This window comes from Brachybacterium halotolerans subsp. kimchii (assembly GCF_020792675.1).
GTDB lineage: Bacteria > Actinomycetota > Actinomycetes > Actinomycetales > Dermabacteraceae > Brachybacterium > Brachybacterium halotolerans.
Window position 1 is genome coordinate 3795124 of record NZ_CP086254.1, and the last position, 21758, is coordinate 3816881.

Genomic DNA, 21758 nt, shown 5'->3' on the forward strand with positions numbered 1-21758 from the left:
CCGCACCATCGGAGACCCCACGTGAGCATGACCCCCGAACAGGCGAGCTGGTTCGCCGAGACCTTCGACAAGCTCGTCCAGAGCGTCGGCCAGGCCGTCCTGGGCAAGAGCGAGGTGGTGCGCCTCGTGCTCACCTCGATGCTCGCCCCCGGGCACGTGCTGCTCGAGGACGCGCCGGGCACGGGGAAGACCTCTCTCGCCCGCGCGCTCGCCGCGACCGTGCAGGGCACGTCGACGCGCATCCAGTTCACGCCCGACCTTCTGCCCTCAGACGTCACCGGCGTGACGATCTACGACCAGGCCACCAAGCAGTTCGAGTTCCACAAGGGCCCAGTCTTCGCGAACATCGTCCTGGCCGACGAAATCAACCGCGCCTCCCCGAAGACCCAGTCCTCGATGCTCGAGGTGATGGAGGAGGGGCGGGTCACCGTCGACGGCGTCACCCATGAGGTCGGCTCCCCGTTCCTGGTGATCGCCACCCAGAACCCCATCGAGCAGGCGGGCACCTACCGCCTGCCCGAGGCGCAGTTGGACCGCTTCCTCATGAAGACGTCCCTGGGGTATCCCGACCACGCCTCGAGCGTGCAGATCCTCCAGGGATCCGCGATCCGCGACCGCAGCCGGCAGCTGAGCCCGAAGATCTCCCTGCAGGCAGTCGACGACATGACCGCCCTCGCCTCCACCGTGCACGTGGACCCCGCGGTCCTCGAGTACGTCTCCCGGCTCATGGAGGAGACGCGGCTGGCGGATGAGGTCCGCGTGGGCGTCTCCATCCGCGGCGCCCTCGCCCTCATGCGCGCCGTGAAGGTCTGGGCCGCGGCCGACGGCCGCCACTACGTCGTCCCCGATGACGTCAAGGAGCTCATCGCGCCCGTCTGGCTGCACCGGTTCGTCCTGGACCCCGAGGCCGAGTTCGCCGGCGCCTCCGCCGCGAGCGTCATGGGCAGGATCCTCTCCGAGGTCGCCCCGCCGCAGGCCCGCCGAGAGAGCGCGTGAGCCTCCCGAACGCATGAGCATCCCTCCCCGCATCTCCTCGACGCCCCCGCCGGCCGCGTCGTCCGTCGCACCCCCGGGTGACCCCTCGGGGCCGTCGCCCGCGCCCGGGCCGTCGTCGGCGCCTGGGCCGTCGTCGGCGACCGCCGAGGTCACGGACACCGACGCTCCCGCGCCGGGTCTCCTCGAACGTGCACGGCGCACGGCGCAGCGCGCGTGGAAGCGTGCGAAGCCCGCGCTCGCCGTGGTCTCGCCCGTGGGCTGGACCCTGCTCGCGGCAGTGCTGGTGACCGGGGTCCTCGGGCTCCAGCTGCACATCACCGAACTCAACGTGCTCGCGCTCGCCCTGCTCGTGCCGCTCGTGATCGCGGCCGTGTTCGTGCTGGGCCGCACCTCCTACGCGATCACCCTGGACCTGCAGTCCCATCGCGTGGTCGTGGGCACCCGTGCCGTCGGCCGGGTCGAGGTCCGCAATCCGACCGAGAAGACGATCCTGCCCTCGCGGATCGAGCTCTCCGTGGGCGGCGCGAGCGCCCAGTTCCTGGTGCCGCGCCTGGGCGCCTCGGCCGCTCACGAGGAGCTGTTCGCCGTGCCCACCCGCCGTCGTGCCGTGCTCGTGGTCGGCCCCGTGCGCTCCGTGCGCGACGATCCGCTCTCGCTCATGCGGCGCCAGGTGACCTGGGCGAAGGCGCAGGAGCTCTTCGTGCACCCGCGCACCGTCCGCCTCGACGAGGCCGCGAGCGGTTTCCTGCGGGACCTCGAGGGCACGCCCTCGTCGGACCTCTCGAGCTCCGACATCGCCTTCCACGCCCTGCGCGACTACACGCCGGGGGACGACCGCCGGCACGTCCACTGGCGCACGACCGCCCGCACCGGCAGGCTCATGGTCCGCCAGTTCGAGGAGACCCGACGCTCCCACGTGGTCGTCGCGCTCGCCGACCGCGCCGCCGATTTCGAGGACGAGGACGAGTTCGAGCTCGCCGTCTCGGCCGCGGCCTCCGTCTCCGTGCAGACGATGCGGGAGGAGAAGGAGCTCACGGCCCTCACCACCGCCGGGCGCCAGCGCACCGCCACGCTGCGCCGACTGCTGGACGACTACACGGTGCTCGAGGCGCAGCGCGGCCGGCGCCCCCTGCGGGATATCGGCCAGGCCTGCGCGGACAAGGCTCCGAACGCGTCGGCCGTCGTCCTCGTCGTCGGCTCCCAGGCGACCCCGACCGAGCTCAACCAGGCCGCGACCCGCTTCCCGCCCGGCGTGCTGCCCATCGCGGTGCGCTGCGCACGCGGCGCGGAGGTGCGGCGCTCGCGCCTGGGCGGTCTCGAGCTCGTGACCCTGGGGCGCATCGAGGACCTGCCGATGGCGATGAGGACGGTGGGCCGATGAGCGCCGCGCACCTGCCCGGTCCCGGAGGTCGGCGGTCCTCGTCGCCGGGCACGAACCCGGAGTCGGGCACGGACCCGGCGCCGGAGGCATCTGCCACGACCACGGCCCCGCCACCGCCGCGACCGTCGACCGGAGGGGTCGAGGAGACCCTGGGCGAGCAGCGCCCGCTGCGCGCGAGCGTCGTGGACGTGGTCGTGCTGGGCGCGCTGTTCCTGCTCGCGCTGCTGGGGTTCCACTCGGTCTTCGGAGGCCCCTGGTACCTCGTGACCGGCGTGATGGCGCTCGTCCTCTCGCTGGTGATCGCCCTGCTGGGCGCCCGCTGGTCCCTCGGGCCGCTGCTGCTGACCCTCGCGATCGCGATCGTGCACTTCGCGCTGGGTGCGGCGTTCGTGGTGCCGGACCGCGCGCTCCTCGGTGCGCTGCCCACTCCGTCGGCCCTTCTCGAGCTGCTGCGCATGCCCGTGACGACCTGGAAGAGCGCGCTCACCATCAGCCCGCCCATCGGCATCGGGAACGGCGTGCTGGGCGTCGTCTGGCTGCCCATGCTGCTGTTGGGCGTCGCGGGCTTCTCCGTGCTGCTGCGCACCCGCCGCTGCGTGATCGCGTGGCTCTTCCCCTGCGCGATGCTGCTGTGCTCGGTCGTGTTCGGCACGGCGGAGGCCACCCTCCCGCTGCTGCGCGGGCTGCTGTTCGCGATGCTCTCCCTCGCCTGGCTGAGCTGGCGCTTCGAGAGCGCGCGCCTGCGCACTTCGCGCTCCACCATCATCTCCGACACCGTGCGCGCGGGCTCCTGGGGCAACCCCGTACTGCGGCGGCGCGTGATCGGCGGGGGAGTGATCCTGCTGCTCGCCGCCGCGATCACCGGCGCCGCGAGCCCCGCCCTGGACCCGCCCTCGGGCACGGCACGCTTCGCCCTGCGCGACAGCCTCACCCCGCAGTTCGACCCGGCCGAGTACGTCTCCCCGCTCTCCGACTTCCGCGGCTACGTCAAGAACCGCCGCAAGGAGGAGCTCTTCACCGTCACGAACGTGAAGGACGGGGAGCAGATCCGTCTGGCGACCCTCGACGACTACAACCGCGAGGTGTACGACGTCGCCGGCTCGAGCCGCGCGGACTCGCCCTCGGGCGCGTTCCTCAAGATCGCCGGCGCCGTGGATCTTGCGCAGTCGGGAGAGGACACGCGCACCTCGACGGTCACGATCGGCGGCTACCACGGGGTGTGGATGCCCAGCCTGGGCACCACGACCGATCGCGTCGACCCCGATCAGGAGCCGACGGCGCAGCGGCCTTCGGGGTCCGCGCGACTGGGCGACTCCCTCTTCCTCAACCGTCGCTCCCAGACGCTCGTGGACTCGTCCTCGCTGCGCGAGGGCGACAGCTACGACGTCACCTACGAGCCGTACAGGAGCGCGTCCGAGGACGCGCAGCACTCGATGCGCTTCGCCGCCGGCGTGGCGGACGAGCTCCCGCCCCTCGAAGGGCTGGACCCGAAGTTCAAGCAGGCCGCCGAGGAGTGGGCCGGCGACGAGCCCAACGACTACGCGACCATGAGCAACCTGATGGTCGGCATCAAGACCGAGGCCGAGTACTCCCACGGCATCGAGGACCAGCAGGCCTCGCTCTCCGGTCACGGGGAGTCCCGCCTGCTCGCGATGCTCAACGATCCGAGCTTCGACCGCTCCGAGCCCGACGCCATGCCGCAGGGCAGGATCGGCGACGAGGAGCAGTTCGCGGCCCTCACCGCCGTCCTCGCCCGGGAGATCGGGATCCCCGCCCGCGTGGTGATGGGCTTCGAGGTCTCCGGCTCCGATGCGGGGACCGCGACCGTCACCGGCGACGACGTCACCGCCTGGGTCGAGGTCGCCTTCCAGGAGCCCGGATCCGACACCGTCCACTGGCAGCGGTTCGATCCGGCTCCCGACAACGACGACACCCTCACCCAGCCCGAGCAGAAGACCACCGACAAGCCGCAGCCGCAGGTGCCCCAGCCCCCGCCGCCGCCCGCGGACCCGCCGACGCCCCCGCCGGGCGCCACGGCGGAGGACCAGCCGGACCCGCCGGATCCGCCCGAGCCGGCCCCGCTGTGGGTCGGGTACGTCTCCGGAACCGGCCTGCTCGCCGTGCTCGTCGCCGCGACGCTCGGCGCGATCGCCGGCGCGAAGGTGTTGCGCCGACGCCACCGCAGGCTGCGCGGAGCCCCCGGGGACCGCATCGACGGAGGCTGGCGGGAGATCGTGGATCTGCGCACCGACCTGGGACGGCGCGGCGCGCCGTCGGACACCAGGAAGGAGACCGCCGAGGCGATCATCGCCGAGCTCGACGCCGAGGCGGCCGCGGACCTGCGGCATCTGGCCTCCGGCGCCGATCGGGCGACCTTCGCGCCCGACGCCCCGTCGGAGTCCGACCTCGAGTCCTACTGGGCCTCGGTCGCCGCCGCGCGCCGTCGGATGACCGAGGACCTGCCCTGGCACCGTCGGGCGCGCGCAGCGGTCTCGCTGCGCTCCTTCCGGGTGCGGCGCCGCGCGGACCGTCGCGCCGAGCAGCGGCTGCGAGCGGCCTCCGCCCAGCGCTCCGCGGAGGACTCCCGCAGAGGGAGCGTCGCGGATCGTGCATCCCGGACAGGCGGCGCGTTCTCCCTGCGCGGCGCCCCCGAGCGGGCCATGCAGAGGGTCCGATCGTTCGTGGGCGGGGCCGCGGACCGATACCGTGCATGGCGCAGAACATCGAGCGCACGGCGCGGACCGCGCCGCAGGAGGGACCGATGATGAGCATCCAGGCAGGCCACGGGGGTCCGTCCGGCGCGCAGGGCGGGACGCCCCGCTACTGCAGCACCTGCGGGGCACTGCTGAGCGCCGGTGCGGCCCTCTGCGGCGAGTGCGGCGCCCGGTACCGGGAGTCGCCCTACGAGAAGCGCGCGACCGACGCACCCGGCGCCTGGTCGGCGCCGCCGCGGCGACGCGCCGAGGCGGCCGCGGACAGCGCGCCCGCCGAGGACTCCGATCAGATCCAGCTGCTGGGCAGCAGCGCCCCGGAGCCGCCGGATCCCGCCGGGACGGCGCTGCGGGGACGGCCCCAGTACGATCGTGGGATGGACGCACAGCAGCCCGCCGGCGTGTGGGGGCAGCCGCCCTCCCCGGCGCAGGACCGACCCGCCGACCCCGGTGGGCCCGCGCCCCTCGAACCGCCGCTGGACGGTTGCGCCCCAGCGGGCACCGGCAAGCGCGTGCTCGCCTTCATCATCGACGGAGTGATCGCGGGCATCACCGCACTGCCCCTGTGGATCGGCACGATCCTCCTGGTCCTGCAGTCGCATCCGACGCTCGCGACGATCCTGACCGGCCTCGGCGCGGCCCTGCCGATCGCTTACGCACTCGTGATCGTGTGGCTGCAGGGGAGCCGCGGCTTCACCTTGGGAGGACTCATCATGGGCCTGCGGGTCGTGCGCGAGGACACCGGCGCACCCCTCGGCTTCGGCCGCTCGCTGGCCCGGTACGTGGTGCTCGCGCTGCTCACCTGGATCGCGGGGCTGACGACGTTCCTCGACCCCGAGCGCCACGGGCGCGGCCTGCACGACCGCATGATCAGCACGATCCTCGTGGACGCGCGCGCCGGTCGCGACCCCTACGCCTCTCGGCCCGACGACTTCGCCCGGCCCGACGCCGCCCAGTACCTCGGTGACCCCTCGGTGCCGGTGTCCGTGCGCGAGAACCTCACCGCGAAGCCCGGTGCCGCCTGGGAGGAGCCTGCCGCGAACGGGAGCCCGGCTGGCGGCACGTCGCAGGGCGGTGCCGCATCACCGGCCGCCGCATCAGCCGCCCCTGCACCGCCCGCGTGGGGATCTCCGGCGCCCGCGCCGTCCCCGGCGCAGGCACAGCCCTCGCCCGCGTGGGGCTCGCCACCCGATGGTGCGCGCGAGCAGTCCTGGGACGCTCCCGCGGCATCTCCCGAGGCCCCTCAGGGCGCCGTCGCACCGTCGTCCGACCGGGTGGAGGAGCCGATCATCACCTCCTCGCCCTGGGCCCCGCCGCCCCCGGCACCGCACGACGAGTCATCCGCGCCTGCGCCGGCCGCCGCCGAGGACTCACCCCCCGCGGACCCCCGTCCGGCCGACTCGCACAGCGCACAGGCCGACGAGATCGTCGACCCCTGGGCCCCGCCTTCGGAGGGATCGGCCGCGGCGGCGAGCGAGCCCGCCGAGCCCGTGCAGCCCATCGAGCCCGTCGCCGGCAACGATCCGAGTGCTGCGTGGACGAGCTCGCCGGCGCCCGAGGCCGAGCCCGTGCAGTCGGCCACGGAGCCTGCTCCCGCTCCGGCCGCGGAGCCTGCTCCCGCTCCGGCCGCGGAATCTTCTCCTGCCCCGGCGCCGACGCCCGCGCCGGCCCAGGCTCCGGCACCGTCCTCGACGCCCGCGCCCGTCGGCGCTCCCGCCGACCTCGACGAGTCGACGCGTCTGACGCACCCGACGGAGGACCTCGGCGATGTCGAGGCGACCCGGGTCGTCCCCGCGCGCCGCGATCGCCGCCCTGGCTACCGCCTGCTGCTCGACGACGGCTCCGTGCACGAGGTGCGCGGCGTCGCGACGCTCGGGCGCAACCCTGCGGCCGAGACCGGGGAGGAACGGCTCGTCCTCGCGGACGAGACCCGCTCGGTCTCGAAGTCGCACCTCCGTCTCGAAGCCACCGTCGAGGGCCTGCAGGTCACGGACCTCGGCTCGACGAACGGCTCGGCGCTGATCCTCGCCGACGGCTCCTCCCAGGATCTCGACCCGCACTCGCCCCTGTCTCTGCCCGATGGCGCCACGCTGTTGATCGGGGACCGAACCCTCACCGTGGAGCGCATCCAGTGATCGACGCATCCCTCACCGATCCCGACCTCCCCGGCACCGTCCGCGTGGTCTCCGCCCATGCGACCGATGTCGGCCGCGTACGAGAGACCAACGAGGACTCCGTGCTCGACGCGCACCCGATCCACATGGTCGCCGACGGCATGGGCGGGCACAACGCCGGTGAGGTCGCGAGCGCGATCGCCGTCGAGGAGTTCGAGAAGCTCACCGTCCAGGAGAACGTGACCATCGAGCAGCTCGGCGACGCCCTGCGCTCGGCGGGAGCCCGCATCAGCGGTCTCAGCGCCGACGACGAGCGCGGCGCGGGCACCACGGTCGCCCTGGTCGCGACGATGGTGCTGGACGGCGTGGGCTACTGGGTGGTCATGAACCTGGGCGACTCCCGCGTCTACCGCCTCTCCGGCGAGCTGTTCGAGCAGGTCAGCGTGGACCATTCCGTCGTCCAGGAGCTCATCGACCACGGCGACCTCACCGATGCCGAGGCCCGCGTGCACCCCTACCGGCACATGATCACCCGCGCCCTGGGCGTGGGCGCGGAGCCGGATCCGGACTTCTGGCTGATCCCCGCGGAGGTGGGCGACCGCATCCTCGTGTGCTCCGACGGCCTCACCAACGAGATCTCCGACGAGGCCATCGAGCGCCTCCTGCGCAGCGACGCCGACGTCGACGACCTGAGCCGCGCGTTCGTGCGCCATGCCGTCGAGGCCGGAGGGCACGACAACGTGAGCGTCGTGGTCGTCGAGGCGACGGCGCTCGTCGGGCTCTCCGCGGGCGACGCCCAGCAGCGGGGGAGCGGTGCGCCCCAGCCGGCCATCGAGGTCGAGGAGGACACCCACCCGCGCGGTGCGGACGGCGCCGGGAGCAGCGGCGAGGACGCGCAGCACGAGACGGACGGGACGGACGACGCAAAGGACGGCGACGGGACCGAGGACCGATCGCAGTGAGCGGGGATTCCTCGCTCCTGGGACGCGGCACCTGGTTCAATCCCGGCCCCGCGACGCTCGTCGTGCGGCCCTCCGGCTGGATGCTGCTCGTCCCCGGCGTCAAGAGCTCCCTGGTCGCGTCCGCATGGCGGGTGCTCGGCGAGCCCCCGGCGGCCGACGCGCTGCTCGGGGACCTCGCCTCGGGCAGCGAGTTCGAGACCGAGGACCGCCTGCCCCCGGTGCTGTTCGCGCTCGGCGACGGCACGCGCCGGACGATCGGTCTCACCGGTACGAGTCCCCTCGCGGTGTACACGGCAGAGGGTCGGCAGCTGCTCGCGGGAACCGAGGAGGGCCCCGCCGTCATCACCGAGCTCGACGGCGTGCACCGGATCGCCTTCGGCGATCTGCCGGCGGAGAATCCGGCCGCCGCGCTGAGGACTGTCGAGGGCATGAGCCGCGTCCGCGGGTTCGTGCTCATGACCATCGACCCCGCGGAGCTCGAGGAGACGGCGCGCACTCAGCTCGCCGAGCAGGTCGAGGCCGACGGCAGCTCCATCCTCGACCCCGCCGCCAAGGAGCGCGCCGCGCAGCGCAAGGCGGCGCGCGACAAGGAGAAGCGCGAGCGCGAGGAGCGCCGCGCGCAGGAGTCCGCCGCGCGGGCGGAGTCTGCGTCCGCACCGTCGAGCTCGCGGTCCTCGTCATCGCCCGCACGGAATGCCGCCGCGGAGGCCCCCGCCGGGCCCAGCATGTTCGACGACCTCTTCGCACCCTCCGCCGCTGCCCAGGCCTCGCCGCCCGCGGCCGACGCGGGGACGTCCGAGCAGCCGTCCCCGGCCGCGGCGCCTGCGTCCTCGTCGGCAGACCCCGCGCCCGCATCGTCACCTGCACCTGCACCTGCACCCGCACCTGCACCTGCACCCGCACCTGAACCTGCGCCTGCGCCCGCACCCGCGCCGGTCCCCGCCAGGGCCACGCCTGCACCCGTCGCCGCATCCGTCGAGTCCGCCGAGCCCGTTGCGGCGCACCGTCCGCAGACGCCCGCGTCCGGCCGCTCGACCAGGCTGGTGACCTCATCGCTGTTCGATCGCCGTGCCGCGCGCAGCGCTGAGCGCACGACGGAGACGACGACGGGCCCGACGCCCTCACCGTCGCCCGCACCCGCACCCCCAGCCGCTCCCACAGCCACACCCACGCCGACGCCGACGGGAGACAGCGCCCAGGCGCCGGCGCCCACGGAGATGGCCGCGACCGACTCGGCACCCGTGACGCGGGTCGAACCGATCGACCCCGACGCCGCGGAGCAGGCCGGCGCCCCTGAGCCCGGTGCCTCGCCGGTCCCGATCGCCGATCCTCCGCACCCGGATCCCGCTCCGCACCCCGATCCCTCCGCCGCCGCAGCCGCCCGTGATCCCGACGCCGCCGCCACCGACGCGGAATCATCTCCGGGGCCCGCCCGGGCCGCCGGCGCGAGCGACCTCGGCGCGGTGATCGGCGAGGGCGGGAGCGCCTACGACGATCTGTTCGGGCGCACCCTCCACCGCAGCATCGAGGCCGCCGCGGTCCGCGCCGCGGGTGAGGACGGGGACGCCGCGGAGGGCGAGCGCGCCTCGGAGGCGACGCTCGACGTCGAGTCCCTCGACCTCGACGCCGCCGGTGCCACGGGCGAGGAAGCACCGTCCGACGGAACAACCGCCGAGCCCGTCGGCCCCGAGCCCACCCTCTCGATGACCGGGGACGAGCCACGGGAATCCTCCGGGGACTTCATCGACTGGGTGCCCGGCATGCGACGCACCGCCCCCGAGGTGGCGCAGGCGGCGCGCGCTGCGGCCCGCACCGGCGCCGAGCGAGCGCAGGCCCCGAACGCGCCCGCCGCAGTCCCGGGTCCCGGCACCGGTCGTGATGGTGCCCCGTCGGATGCCGCGGCCCTGCCGCGCTCCGCGACCTCGGCCGGCTCCCCTGCGCAGCCGACCGGCCAGGCGCCCACCGCCCCCGCCCAGGCGGTCACCCTTCCCGGTGCCGTCTGCGAGAACCGCCATGCGAATCCGCCCGAGGCCACGACCTGCCGCTGGTGCGGCGCCCGCATCCGCGGGGGAGTGCGCACCGTCGCGCGCCCGCCGCTCGGGATGATCGAGATCAGCACCGGCGGACGGTTCCTGCTCGACCGCTCGGCGATCGTCGGCCGCCGACCCCGCGCCTCGCGCGTGAGCGGCGACGACGTCCCCCAGCTGATCACCGTCCCCAGCCCCCAGCAGGACATCTCGCGCTCCCACGTCGCGCTGCGCCTCGAGGGCTGGCACGTGGTCGCGGAGGACCTGCGCACCACCAACGGCACCACCCTGCTGCGCTCCGGCGAGGCGCCGCAGCGTCTGCGCTCGGGCCAGAGCTCCGTCCTCGCCGACGGGGACCGCCTCGACCTGGGCGACGGAGTGGTCCTCACCCTGCTGGGGAGGCCCTCATGAGCCCCCGCCCGCCGGCCCCGCCGCCGCAGCTCGCGGGGTACGAGTACGAGCGTCTGCTGGGATCGGGCGGCTTCGCCGACGTCCACCTGTACCGCCAGCTGCGCCCGCAGCGGAGCGTCGCGATCAAGGTGCTGCTCGCGAGCGTCCTCGACGACGCCGTGCGCCGGCAGTTCGACGCCGAGGCGAACGTGATGGCGACCATGTCGACCCATCCCTCGATCGTCACCATCCACCAGGCGGAGGTGACCAGGGAGCACCGCGCCTGCATCGTCATGGAGTACTGCCCGCGCCCGAACTACGGGGCGCGCTTCCGCCGCGAGCGCATCTCCGTCGCCGAGGCGCTGCGCGTGGGCGTGCAGATCGCGGGCGCCGTGGAGACCGCGCACCGCGCCGGCATCCTGCACCGCGACATCAAGCCCGCGAACATCCTGGTCACCGAGTACAACAGGCCGGCGCTCACGGACTTCGGGATCTCCGTGGCCGCGGGCAACGCCCTCGAGCCCGAGTCCAGCCACGGGCTGTCGATCCCCTGGTCCCCGCCGGAGGCCTTCGAGGACCCGCCGAGCGCCGACGAGCGCAGCGACGTGTTCTCCCTCGCCGCGACCCTGTACTCGCTGCTGGCCGCGCGCACCCCCTTCGAGCGCAGCGCGGGCGGGAACACCGCGAGCGATCTCATCGCCCGGATCTCCTCCGAGCCGCTCGCTCCGCTCAGCCGCCCCGACGTCCCCGAGATGCTGAACCGTACCCTCTCGGTCGCGATGGCGAAGGACCCCGCGAGCCGCTACGAGTCCGCGCTCGCCCTCGGCCGCGCCCTCCAGCAGGTCGAGATGGCCCTCTCCCTGCCCATCACGCAGATGGACGTGCTCGACGAGCACGGCCCCGAGCACCCGCCCGAGCACACGGGGGAGGGAGACCTCGAGGCCCACACGAACATCCGCCGCGTCTCCACCGTCGACCCCGACGCCCCGTCGTCGCGCGTCCTGGACCCCTTCGCCGGTGTCGCCCCCGCGCTGGGCGGCGGGCGGCCCGCCCGGTCCCGATCGCTCGCGCCCGGGCAGGGGGACGACACCACCCTCGTGCGTCCCTCGCCGGCGCCGGATGCGCCGTCCGGCGCCTCCGCGGGAGCCGGAGGATCGGCCGGGCCGGGTGGATCCGGGGCACCGTCCGCTGCTGCGGCGCCCGGAGCGCCCGTGCGCCGCCGGCCGATGTGGCCCCTAGTGACGCTCGCCGCCGTGCTCGTGCTGGGCATCGGGGTGGGGACGATGGCGGTCGTGCGCAGCACCTTCATCGAGCCCGAGGAGCCCACGACCGCCGCCCCCACGACCAGCGAGGACTGGAAGCCGGGCGCGCAGGACCCTCCGAAGGACATCTCGATGACGGTCCTCGAGAAGGAGCGCGGCACCACGCCGGGCAGTGTGAAGATCAGCTGGAGCACGCCCGAGGGGATGACGTCGAACGACGACATCAAGATCGCCTGGCAGAACCTCCCCGAGGAGTACGAGGGCGTGGAGACGGAGACGCTCGCGCGGGGAAGCTCCAGCATCACTGTCAACGTGCCGCTGGCCTGGGACAAGCCGTGCTTCGTGCTCACCGTGGTGACGAAGAACGGCGGGATCGGACCGTCCACGAAGCAGCAGTGCGTCGACACGAAGGAGCTGCGGGGATCATGAGGCACGCAGAGCACGCAGGCAGGACCGCACGAAGAGGGAGGCAGGGGCATGGCAGCGTCGATCTCGGTCGAGTTCTGCGGTGAGTGGTACCGCGCGGAGGAGGGCGGGGAGCTGAGCATCGGCCGCGAGGCCGATCTCGTCGTCGACGAGGACAACCCGTACCTCCATCGCCGGTTCCTCACGATCACGCAGGTGGACTCCCTGTGGTGGCTCTCGAACGTGGGGTCGCGGCTCTCCGCGACCATCACCGACTCCGCGGGCGCGCTGCAGGCGTGGCTCGCGCCCGGTGCTCGCCTGCCGCTGGTCTTCGACGTCACCAAGGTGGTGTTCACGGCGGGGCCGACGACCTATGAGCTGGACGTGCACACCGAGACCCCGGAGTTCGAGCGCTCGCCGTCCCCGGAGGACCCGGTCGGCGAGACCACCGTGGGTTCGGTGCAGCTCACCGAGAGCCAGAAGCAGCTGATCCTCGCCCTCGCCGAGCCCATGCTCGTGCGCGAGGGCAGCGGCATGAGCGCGGTGCCCACGTCCGCCCAGGCCGCGGAGCGCCTGGGGTGGCCACGCACCAAGTTCAACCGCAAGCTCGACAACGTCTGCGACAAGCTCGATCGGATGGGCGTGCGCGGACTGCGCGGCGGGCCGGGAAAGCTCGCGAGCAATCGGCGGGCGCGACTCGTCGAGCACGCCGTGTTCACCCGTCTGGTCACCGCCGAGGACCTTCCGCTGCTGGACAGGGCCACCGCCGACGCCGACGCCGACGAGGACTGACGAGGACACCACCGCATGCGCATCAAGCTCACGCTGCGTCGACCCGAGGACCGGATGACGGACCTCGAGGTCACCGCCGACGCCACGGCCACCGTCGCCGACGTCGCCGGCGCCCTCTACCTGGGCGATCCGCTGCGCGGCGCCGCCGAGGCGCCCGAGGGACTGACCCTGCAGGTGCAGGACGCCGGGGCGGGCCCGGGCGCGGCCGGAGTGCGCTCCCTGGACCGCGGCATCGACCTGATCTCCGCCGGCCTGCGCTCCGGTTCCGTGGTCTCCATCGCCCGCTCCTCCACCGAGTACGCCACGCGCGCCGAGTCGCGCGGCGCCGCCGTCGCCCTGCTGCGCGTGCTCTCCGGCCCCGAGGAGGGACGCGAGTTCCCCCTGCCCAGCGGCTCGAGCGTGATCGGTCGCGAGGGCGATGTGGACATCCGCATCGCCGACCCGATGCTCTCCAAGCGCCATGCCCGCATCAACGTCGCCGACGCCGTGGAGATCGTGGACCTGCGCTCGGCCAACGGCGTGGAGATCGGCGGGGAGCGCGTGGGGCGCGCCGTCGTGGGCCCTGCCGACACGGTCGAGGTGGGCGGCACCACCTTCTCGGTGATCATGCTGCACCGCGCGGGCGGCAGCGCCCCGAACTCCCCGGTCGTCGAGTTCAACCGCTCCCCGCGCGTGGTGCCGCGCTTCGAGTACCGCGAGATGACCCCGCCGCAGCCGCCGCGCGAACCGCAGCCGCAGTTCTTCCCGATCTTCATGATGTTCGCGCCGCTGCTCATGGGCGGGCTCATGTTCGCGGTCACGCGCAGCCCCTACTCGCTGATCTTCGTGCTGATGATGCCGATGATGGCGACGGCCGGGTACCTCAACCGCAAGTACCAGTCGCGCAAGCAGCTCGAGCGGCAGATCAAGAACTTCGAGGAGTCCCTGGCCTCCCTCAAGCGCCGCGTCACCGCCGCCCAGGACCTGGAGCGCGCGGTCCGGCTCGTGGAGACCCCCTCCACGGCGGACGCGGTGGACTCCGCCTACCGGCTCGGCCGCCTGCTGTGGACCCATCGACCCGAGCACGAGGCCTTCACGACCGTGCGCCTGGGCCTCGGCGTCGCCGAGTCCCGCGTCGGCATCCCGATGCCCGGTGAGAACAACGCGATCGCCCAGTACTGGGACCAGCTCGACGACATGCACGAGGAGTACAGGATGATCGCGGGGGTGCCGATCGTCGGCGACCTGCGGGAGTCCGGCGGGATCGGCGTCGCCGGGGGAGGGGAACAGGCCGACGCCGTCGCCCGCGGCCTGGTCACCCAGCTGTTCGCCCTGCACTCGCCCACGGACCTCGCGATCGCCGCGATCACCTCGCGCTCCTCGCGCGCCCTCTGGGACTGGCTGAAGTGGCTCCCGCACACGTCGAGCCCCCATTCGCCGCTGGACGGGGATCATCTGGCCGACGGCGCGCTCAGCGGCATCTCCCTGGTCTCGCGCATCGAGGAGCTCATCGAGGAGCGCTCCGAGGGCGCGCCGGCCCAGCTGCGCCGCGCGGTGCGCGCCCCCGTCTCCGCCGACCCTGTGCCCGCGCCCGACCCGGTCACCCCGAACCTCGTGCTCGTCGTCGAGGACGACGCCCCCGTGGACCGCGCCCGCCTGGTGCGCATCGCCGAGCGCGGACCCGACGTGGGGGTCTTCGTGATCTGGAGCGCGGCGACTATCGCGGCCCTGCCCGCCGCCTGCCGCACCTACCTCTCGAGCGAGGACGGCGTGGACGGGGCGAATGCCGGCATCGTGCGCCGCGGCGAGCGCTACTACCCCGTGAGCGTGGAGACCGTCGGCCTCGACGTCGCCGCGGGCGTGGCCCGGCACCTCTCCCCGGTGGTCGACGCGGGCGTGCCGGTGGACGACGACTCCGACCTCCCGCGCGCCATCTCCTACCTCACCCTGGCCGGGACAGAGCTCGCCGAGGAGCCCGGCGCGGTCATCGAGCACTGGAAGGAGACCGGCTCGCTGACCCCGCGCGACGGGTCGCCGCCGGTCCCGCGCAAGCACGATGCGAACCTGCGCGGGCTCATCGGCCACGACGGCCAGGACGCCTACCACCTCGACCTGCGCACCCACGGCCCGCACGCCCTGGTCGGCGGCACGACGGGCGCCGGCAAGTCCGAGTTCCTCCAGGCCTGGGTGATGGGCATGGCCACCGCCCACTCGCCCGACCGGGTGACGTTCCTGTTCGTCGACTACAAGGGCGGATCCGCCTTCGCCGACTGCATCGAGCTCCCGCACGCCGTGGGCATGGTCACCGACCTGTCCCCGCACCTGGTGCGCCGCGCGCTGACCTCCCTGCGCGCCGAGCTGCACCATCGCGAGCACCTGCTGAACCGCAAGAAGGCCAAGGACCTCGTGTCCCTCGAGCGCACCGGCGACCCCGAGGCGCCCCCGAGCCTGATCATCATCGTCGACGAGTTCGCCGCCCTCGCGAAGGAGGTCCCGGAGTTCGTCGACGGGGTTGTCGACGTCGCCGCCCGCGGCCGCTCCCTCGGCCTGCACCTGATCCTCGCGACCCAGCGCCCGGCGGGCGTCATCAAGGACAACCTGCGCGCGAACACGAACCTGCGCATCGCACTGCGGATGGCCGACGAGGCGGACTCGAAGGACATCCTGGGCGACGCCATGGCCGCCCATTTCGATCCCGGAATCCCCGGTCGCGCCGCCGCGAAGACCGGCCCGGGCCGCATCGCGACCTTCCAGACCGGCTACGCGGGCGGATGGACGACCGACGAGCCCGAGCGCGCGCGCATCGACATCGTCGAGCGGGAGTTCGGCACCGGCGACATCTGGGACGTCCCGAGGCCGCCGTCCCCCGCGCGCAGCGAGCTGGGCCCCAACGACATCTCCCGCATGGTGCGCACGATCGGACGCGCCGCCGACGATGCCGGGGTCCCCGAACCGCGCAAGCCCTGGCTGTCCGAGCTCGCCCCCGCCTACGACCTCTCCCTGCTGCCCAGCCGCCGTACCGACGAGGACCTCCTGCTGGGGGTCATGGACACCCCGGAGGACCAGGCCCAGCCCACGGTCTCCTACGTGCCCGACCGCGACGGCAACATGGCGATCTACGGCACGGGCGGCTCGGGCAAATCCACGACCCTGCGCACGATCGCGATCTCCGCGGCGAGCGCGACCGCCCGCGGCGGCCCCGTGCACGTGTACGGGATCGACTTCGGCGCCTCGGGGCTGCAGATGCTCGAGGAGCTGCCGCACGTGGGCGCGATCATCCCCGGCGACGACGAGGAGCGCGTGATCCGCCTGCTGCGCACGCTGCGCGGTCTGATCGACGAGCGCGCCAAGAAGTTCGCCGCGGTGCGCGCCGGTTCGATCGCCGAGTACCGGGAGCTCGCGGGGGAGCCCGAGGCTCCGCGCATCCTGCTGCTGCTCGACGGCATGGCCGCCTTCCGCGAGGCCTACGACTTCTCGAACCTCTCCAAGTGGTTCACGACGTTCGTGCAGATCGCGACCGACGGACGCCAGGTGGGCGTCCACGTGATCGTCACCGGCGACCGGCCGAACGCCGTGCCGACCTCCCTGGGCTCCTCCATCCAGCGTCGGCTGATCCACCGCATGGCCTCGACCGACGACTACATGAACTTCGGCGTGCCCCGGGACGTGCTCGACGGCGCCTCCCCGCCCGGACGCGCGATCCTCGACGGCCACGAGGCGCAGATCGCCGTGCACGGCGGGGACTCGAACGTCGCGATCCAGGCGCGCGAGGTCGGCGAGCTCGCGAAGGCCATGCGGCGCGCGGGAGTCGACCCCGCGCCCGGCGTCGAGTCCCTCCCGGAGCGGGTGGAGCTCTCGCGTCTGCGGCCCGTGGTGGACGGTCGGCCCGTGATCGGCGTCGGAGACGAGGACCTCGAGGAGATCACCATCGAGCCGCGCGGCGCCTTCATGGTCACCGGGCCCGGCAGCTCCGGCCGCACCACGGCGGTGCGCACGATCGCCACGAGCCTCAGGGCGCTCCCGCAGGGCATGCGCCTGGTGCGGTTCTCCGCGCGCCGCACTCCGCTGACCGGCCTGGACCTGTGGGACGTCGAGGCCTCGGACGCCGAGACGGTCAAGGAGCTCGCCGGGCAGCTGCGCCAGACGCTCGAGTCGGGGAACCTGGGGGAGGGGCGCCTCACGCTGATCCTCGACGGGATCGCCGACTTCACCGGCAGCGGCACGGAGAAGGACCTCGACGCTCTGGTGCGCTCGTGCGTGCGCGAGGGCCAGTTCGTGATCGGCGAGAACGAGAACTCGACCTGGAACCAGGCGTACACCCTCGCCCAGCCGTTCAAGGCCGGGCGGCGCGGACTCCTGCTCCAGCCCTCGGACATGGACGGGGATTCGCTGCTGGGCACCCCGCTGGGCCGCTTCCGCCGCGCCGACTTCCCGCCGGGACGCGGGTTCCTCGTCGGCTCGGGCCGCGCCTCGAAGCTCCAGGTCGCCCAGATCACGGAGTGAGGGAGCGGGTCCTCCCCAGAGGGGCGTCGTCCACATGGGTACTTGTCCCCATGTCGGATCCGCCGAACACTCCCTACAGTGGCCGCAGGAGCACGGCGGACGACCGTCGGACCCGGTGGGGCGCAGACAGGCCCTGCCGCGGTGACCGGAGGGTCCGGGAGGCCCCAGAACACGAGGAGGAGCCATGGCCGAGAAGGGCATGGACGTCGACCAGGTGCTGAAGATGGCCAAGCAGCTGAACAGCGCGGCCGAGGACATCACCACCATGCAGAGCGACCTCACCACCGGTCTCGAGGAGGTCGACTGGACCGGCCCCGACGCCGATGACTTCCGCGGCAGCTGGGAGTCCGAGATGGTGCCGGCGCTCAAGAACATCCAGACCGCGGTCGAGCAGCTCGGGGCCACCGCCGAGTCCAACGCGAGCGAGCAGACGACCGTCTCCTCGCACTGACGCGCGGCGATGGTGCTCGACAGCACTCGGCCCTGCGGCCGGCGCCGACGGGACGCGTGAGCGGGCCCGGACCACCAGGACAGCAGCCGTCCGGGGTCCGGGCCCGCTCATGCGTCCTGCGCCGCTCGCGTGCGGCCGACGGGGCGCGGCGCCCGTTCCCGACAGGGAGTCCGCACCCGGGTCTGCACCGCGAGGGGCCCTGATAGATTCGCCGGGATCTTCCCGGCACGGACGGACGGAGCGGCAATGACGGTGCAGATCTCCTATCCCAGCGAGAAGTTCCCTCCGCCGGTCGGCTTCCGTCTCGAGGTCCCGGACGACTGGGAGACCCTCTCGGTCCCCGGCGTGCAGATGGCCGTCGCCGCACCGCGCCGCGAGGGCAGCTTCCGCGCCAATGTGGTGCTCACCGTGCAGCGCTGCCCGGCCGCGACGCCTATGCAGAGCGTGCACGAGAGCCTCGAGGCGCGCAAGGCGGCGCTCCCGCAGCTCGAGGAGATCGACACCGGCGAGCTCGAGATCGACGGGGTCCCCTGGCTCGCGAGCGAGTACGGCTACACCCAGCCCGGTCAGCGCACGGTCGTCCAGGCGGCGCGGTACACGATGGTGCCGCGCTCGGCCCATGCCTCCGACATCCTCGAGGTCGTCGCGAGCTGCGGCGCCGAGGATGCCGATGCCCAGATCTCCGTGCTGCGCCGGATCCAGGACTCCGTGCGACCGGTCGTCTGAGCCGGCCGCCGATCCGCCGACGGTCCCGCGCCCGTGGGCCGACGGACCTCCGCCGACGAGTCGGCGGACCTGCGCCGACGGGGTGGCGGAGGCCCCAGGGGGACGCCCGAGGGACCGTTGTGGACGGCCGCCACATGGGGAGGAAGCGCGAAAGCGCCCCATGACCTGCATCGAGGGCAGGGTCGGGCCGTCGGAAGACGGTGCGGGGCGGGCATGGGTACTTCTCCCCATCGCCAATCCGTGAGTGCCTGCATACGGTTGTCACATCACCTGGAGAACAGGGATGAACGGAACGGGATCGGCCGCCGCATCGACTCTCCGCGGTGCGACCGAAGTACACAGCGACACGAGGAGTGGACATGGCTGAGAAGAAGGGTATGGATCCTGAGGCCGTCAAGCAGATGGCGCAGAGCATCCGTGATGCGGGCGAGGACGCACAGGCGGCCTTCGACGACGTCAAGGGCAAGGTCGACGAGCTCGACTGGACCGGTGAGGACCACGACGACTACGTCTCGGAGTTCGAGGATCTCGCGGACAAGGTGAAGCAGCTCAAGCAGAAGGCCGATGACTTCGCGGAGTCGGCCGAGAAGAACGCCAAGGAGCAGACGACGGCGTCGTCGCGCTGATCCCGGCGATCGGCATGAGCGCCCGGCGCGCTCCCAGCACATCACCCATCACAGAATCCAGCACAGAGCACGGGCCGTGAGAGCGGCCGGGAACAGGGGAGAAACATGTCTTTCAAGGGAATGGATCCGGAGCAGGCACGCGATGTCGCCAAGGACGTGACCCAGGCGGGCGAGAAGATCAAGCAGGCCTTCGCCGACCTCGACGGGACCGTCCAGGGCATCGAGTGGAAGGGACCCGACGCGGACACCTTCAAGGACGACTGGCGCAGCTTCCAGTCGAGCGATGTCTCGAGCGTCGCGGACCTGTTCAAGTCCCACGGCGACAGCCTCTCGGACCAGGCCGACGAGCAGGATCAGACCTCGAACTCGAACGCCTGAGCCGCCGGGAGCGGGTGAGCACGGGCATCGCAGCCCCTCACCCTCCACGGAGACCACGAGGGCCCCCGGTCGTACGACCGGGGGCCCTCGTGCTCACGTGGACGGGACACCGGACGCGGCCGCCGCGCCAGGTCCCACCCGCCTCCCGAATGTCAGCGGTAGTTGACGAACTGCAGCGCGACCTCGAGGTCCTCGCCCTTCAGCAGGGCGATGACGGCCTGCAGGTCGTCGCGCTTCTTCGAGGAGACCCGCAGCTCGTCGCCCTGGATCTGCGCCTTCACGCCCTTGGGGCCCTCGTCGCGGATGATCTTGGAGATCTTCTTGGCCTGCTCCGAGCTGATGCCCTCCTTGAGGTCGGCGACCAGACGCACGGTCTTCCCGGACTGGACGGGCTCGCCCACCTCGATGCTCTTCAGGGAGAGGCCGCGCCGCAGCAGCTTGGTCTGCAGGACGTCCAGCACCGCGCGCACGCGCTCGTCGGCGTTGGCGGTCATGACGATCTGCTCCCCGCTGAGCGTCACCGAGGCGTCGGTGCCGCGGAAGTCGTAGCGCTGGGAGACCTCCTTCGCCGCCTGGTTGACGGCGTTGTCCACCTCCTGGCGATCGAGCTTGCTGACGATGTCGAACGACGAATCGGCCATCTGCTGTCCTCCTGCGGGGATGGGTCGATGAAACTGCTGGTCAGAACGCTGTGAGGAGCATCATGCGCGGTGAGGCCCCTTCTGGTTGGCCCCGCTCCTGCGCGCCCAGTATGCTAGTCCAGGTCCACGAGCGGACGAGGTCGAGAGGCCTTCCGCGCATGGATCGGACTCGGCAGGTTACCCAAGCGGCCAAAGGGATCTGACTGTAAATCAGCTGGCATTGCCTTCGGGGGTTCGAATCCCTCACCTGCCACGCCGAGGATCACCACCGTGTGATTCCAGGCACCGAGTTCCACCAGCGGTTTGCTCGCCGAGCGGGCCGCCGGTAAAGTTCTCGGGGCTTGCCCTGATAGCTCAGTCGGCAGAGCATCTCCATGGTAAGGAGAAGGTCAAGGGTTCGATTCCCTTTCAGGGCTCTGATGGATGGTCGGCCCGGTCTCGGATGAGATCGGGCCGTTCCATCGATCGCGCCGGGGTAGCTCAGACGGTCAGAGCGCACGACTCATAATCGTGAGGTCGCGGGTTCGATCCCCGCCCTCGGTACCACGCCGGCCCCGCCGGAGTGCACGAACGCAGCCCCCATCGCGGGGACCACGTGGCGCGGCAGACGCGCCTTGGAGAAAGAGGCGAACCATGGCGAGCAAGAGCTCGGACGTGCGTCCCAAGATCACCATGGCCTGCACCGAGTGCAAGGCGCGGAACTACATCACCAAGAAGAACCGTCGGAACACCCCCGACCGTCTCGAGCTGTCGAAGTTCTGCCCCACCTGCGGCAAGCAGACCGCGCACCGCGAGACCCGCTGAACGGTCCGCGTGCGACGCACGCTTCTCGACGAGAGCCACCCGGCGCTGCCGGGTGGCTCTCGTCATGTCCGGGGGAGGACGCGGGACAGTGGCAGGATGGTTCCGCAGTTCCCGTCCGCCCCGCCCGTCCTTCCAGGAGTGCATCGATGACATCCACGCCGGATCCGGCCTTCGCCGGCCGCACCTACCCCAGCGGCCCCGTCCACGTCGTCTCCGGCGCGAAGATCGCCGAGTTCGCGCGGGCCACGGGCGCCACCGACCCGGTGCACACCGATGACGCCGCCGCCCGCGCCGCGGGATACGCAGGCGTCGTGGCGACGCCGACCTTCCTGGTCTCCCTGGCGCAGTCCGCCGAGGCCGCCTACATCGAGGACCCCGAGGCGGGCATCGACTTCTCGCGGGTCGTCCACGGCGAGGAGGGCTTCGAGCTGCACCGCCCCGTCGTCGCGGGCGACCGTCTGATCCCCACCCTCACCGTCGAGTCGGTCCGCGCCGCGGGCGGGCACTCCATGATCACCACCCGTGTGGACGTGGCCGACGAGGACGGCAGCGCCGTCGCCGCCGTCCGCTCCGTCATCGTCGTGCGCGGCGAGTGAGCGCAGGAAGGAAC

General features: G+C 72.6%; 16 protein-coding genes and 3 tRNA genes. 18 read left to right on the forward strand and 1 reads right to left on the reverse strand.

The genetic code is table 11. The features are described 5' to 3' along the window. Positions 1-21: 21 nt before the first annotated feature. The 13 genes from Bra3105_RS16950 to Bra3105_RS17010 all read left to right on the forward strand — a co-directional run bounded on the left by Bra3105_RS16950 (position 22) and on the right by Bra3105_RS17010 (position 19703). Entirely contained in the window at positions 22-996 is a 975-nt protein-coding gene (locus tag Bra3105_RS16950; RefSeq protein WP_228357849.1) for an AAA family ATPase, read from the forward strand. Positions 997-1009: 13 nt separating this feature from the next. Next, complete coding sequence (locus tag Bra3105_RS16955; RefSeq protein WP_228357850.1) at positions 1010-2377, forward strand: DUF58 domain-containing protein; 1368 nt, start codon at positions 1010-1012, stop codon at positions 2375-2377. Further along, positions 2374-5142 carry a transglutaminase TgpA family protein gene (locus Bra3105_RS16960; RefSeq protein WP_228357851.1) on the forward strand — a complete coding sequence of 923 codons (2769 nt, stop codon included), beginning with the start codon at positions 2374-2376 and terminating at the stop codon, positions 5140-5142. Before Bra3105_RS16955 ends, Bra3105_RS16960 begins: the two co-directional genes overlap by 4 nt. Continuing rightward, positions 5139-7223 carry an RDD family protein gene (locus Bra3105_RS16965; RefSeq protein WP_228357852.1) on the forward strand — a complete coding sequence of 695 codons (2085 nt, stop codon included), beginning with the start codon at positions 5139-5141 and terminating at the stop codon, positions 7221-7223. Before Bra3105_RS16960 ends, Bra3105_RS16965 begins: the two co-directional genes overlap by 4 nt. After that, on the forward strand, positions 7220-8164 hold the full coding sequence (locus Bra3105_RS16970; protein WP_228357853.1) for a PP2C family protein-serine/threonine phosphatase: 945 nt from the start codon (positions 7220-7222) through the stop codon (positions 8162-8164). Before Bra3105_RS16965 ends, Bra3105_RS16970 begins: the two co-directional genes overlap by 4 nt. Next, positions 8161-10602, forward strand: a complete 2442-nt coding sequence (locus Bra3105_RS16975; RefSeq protein ID WP_228357854.1) for an FHA domain-containing protein — start codon at positions 8161-8163, stop codon at positions 10600-10602. Before Bra3105_RS16970 ends, Bra3105_RS16975 begins: the two co-directional genes overlap by 4 nt. Next, positions 10599-12272, forward strand: coding sequence for a serine/threonine-protein kinase (locus Bra3105_RS16980; protein ID WP_228357855.1), 1674 nt, complete (start codon positions 10599-10601; stop codon positions 12270-12272). Before Bra3105_RS16975 ends, Bra3105_RS16980 begins: the two co-directional genes overlap by 4 nt. Positions 12273-12320: 48 nt before the next feature. Further along, entirely contained in the window at positions 12321-13040 is a 720-nt protein-coding gene (locus Bra3105_RS16985; protein ID WP_228357856.1) for an FHA domain-containing protein, read from the forward strand. 15 nt (positions 13041-13055) lie between these two features. After that, a complete protein-coding gene (locus Bra3105_RS16990) occupies positions 13056-17522 on the forward strand; it encodes a type VII secretion EssC family protein (RefSeq protein ID WP_228357857.1) in 4467 nt (1488 codons plus the stop codon). Between the two features lie 184 nt (positions 17523-17706). After that, entirely contained in the window at positions 17707-17973 is a 267-nt protein-coding gene (locus Bra3105_RS16995) for a WXG100 family type VII secretion target (RefSeq protein ID WP_228357858.1), read from the forward strand. 246 nt (positions 17974-18219) lie between these two features. Beyond that, positions 18220-18699, forward strand: coding sequence for a hypothetical protein (locus tag Bra3105_RS17000; RefSeq protein ID WP_228357859.1), 480 nt, complete (start codon positions 18220-18222; stop codon positions 18697-18699). A gap of 359 nt (positions 18700-19058) precedes the next feature. After that, positions 19059-19325, forward strand: a complete 267-nt coding sequence (locus tag Bra3105_RS17005) for a WXG100 family type VII secretion target (protein WP_200503017.1) — start codon at positions 19059-19061, stop codon at positions 19323-19325. Positions 19326-19430: 105 nt separating this feature from the next. Then, positions 19431-19703, forward strand: coding sequence for a WXG100 family type VII secretion target (locus Bra3105_RS17010; RefSeq protein WP_200503018.1), 273 nt, complete (start codon positions 19431-19433; stop codon positions 19701-19703). A 152-nt stretch (positions 19704-19855) separates the two neighbouring features. Here Bra3105_RS17010 and Bra3105_RS17015 read toward each other — a convergent pair whose 3' ends face one another. Next, a complete protein-coding gene (locus tag Bra3105_RS17015; protein ID WP_228357860.1) occupies positions 19856-20344 on the reverse strand; it encodes a YajQ family cyclic di-GMP-binding protein in 489 nt (162 codons plus the stop codon). A 171-nt stretch (positions 20345-20515) separates the two neighbouring features. On the opposite strand from Bra3105_RS17015, the gene Bra3105_RS17020 reads away from it, so the two are divergent. The 5 genes from Bra3105_RS17020 (at position 20516) to Bra3105_RS17040 (ending at position 21744) form a co-directional block, all read left to right on the forward strand. Further along, positions 20516-20597 (forward strand) — tRNA-Tyr (locus tag Bra3105_RS17020). Between the two features lie 90 nt (positions 20598-20687). Further along, positions 20688-20760 (forward strand) — tRNA-Thr (locus Bra3105_RS17025). A gap of 53 nt (positions 20761-20813) precedes the next feature. Next, positions 20814-20890: transfer RNA gene (locus tag Bra3105_RS17030), tRNA-Met, on the forward strand. Between the two features lie 87 nt (positions 20891-20977). Beyond that, on the forward strand, positions 20978-21148 hold the full coding sequence (gene rpmG / locus Bra3105_RS17035) for a 50S ribosomal protein L33 (protein ID WP_017823818.1): 171 nt from the start codon (positions 20978-20980) through the stop codon (positions 21146-21148). A gap of 146 nt (positions 21149-21294) precedes the next feature. Then, positions 21295-21744 (forward strand): FAS1-like dehydratase domain-containing protein, encoded by a 450-nt coding sequence (locus Bra3105_RS17040; RefSeq protein WP_228357861.1) that lies wholly within the window; start codon positions 21295-21297, stop codon positions 21742-21744. Positions 21745-21758: the final 14 nt, after the last annotated feature.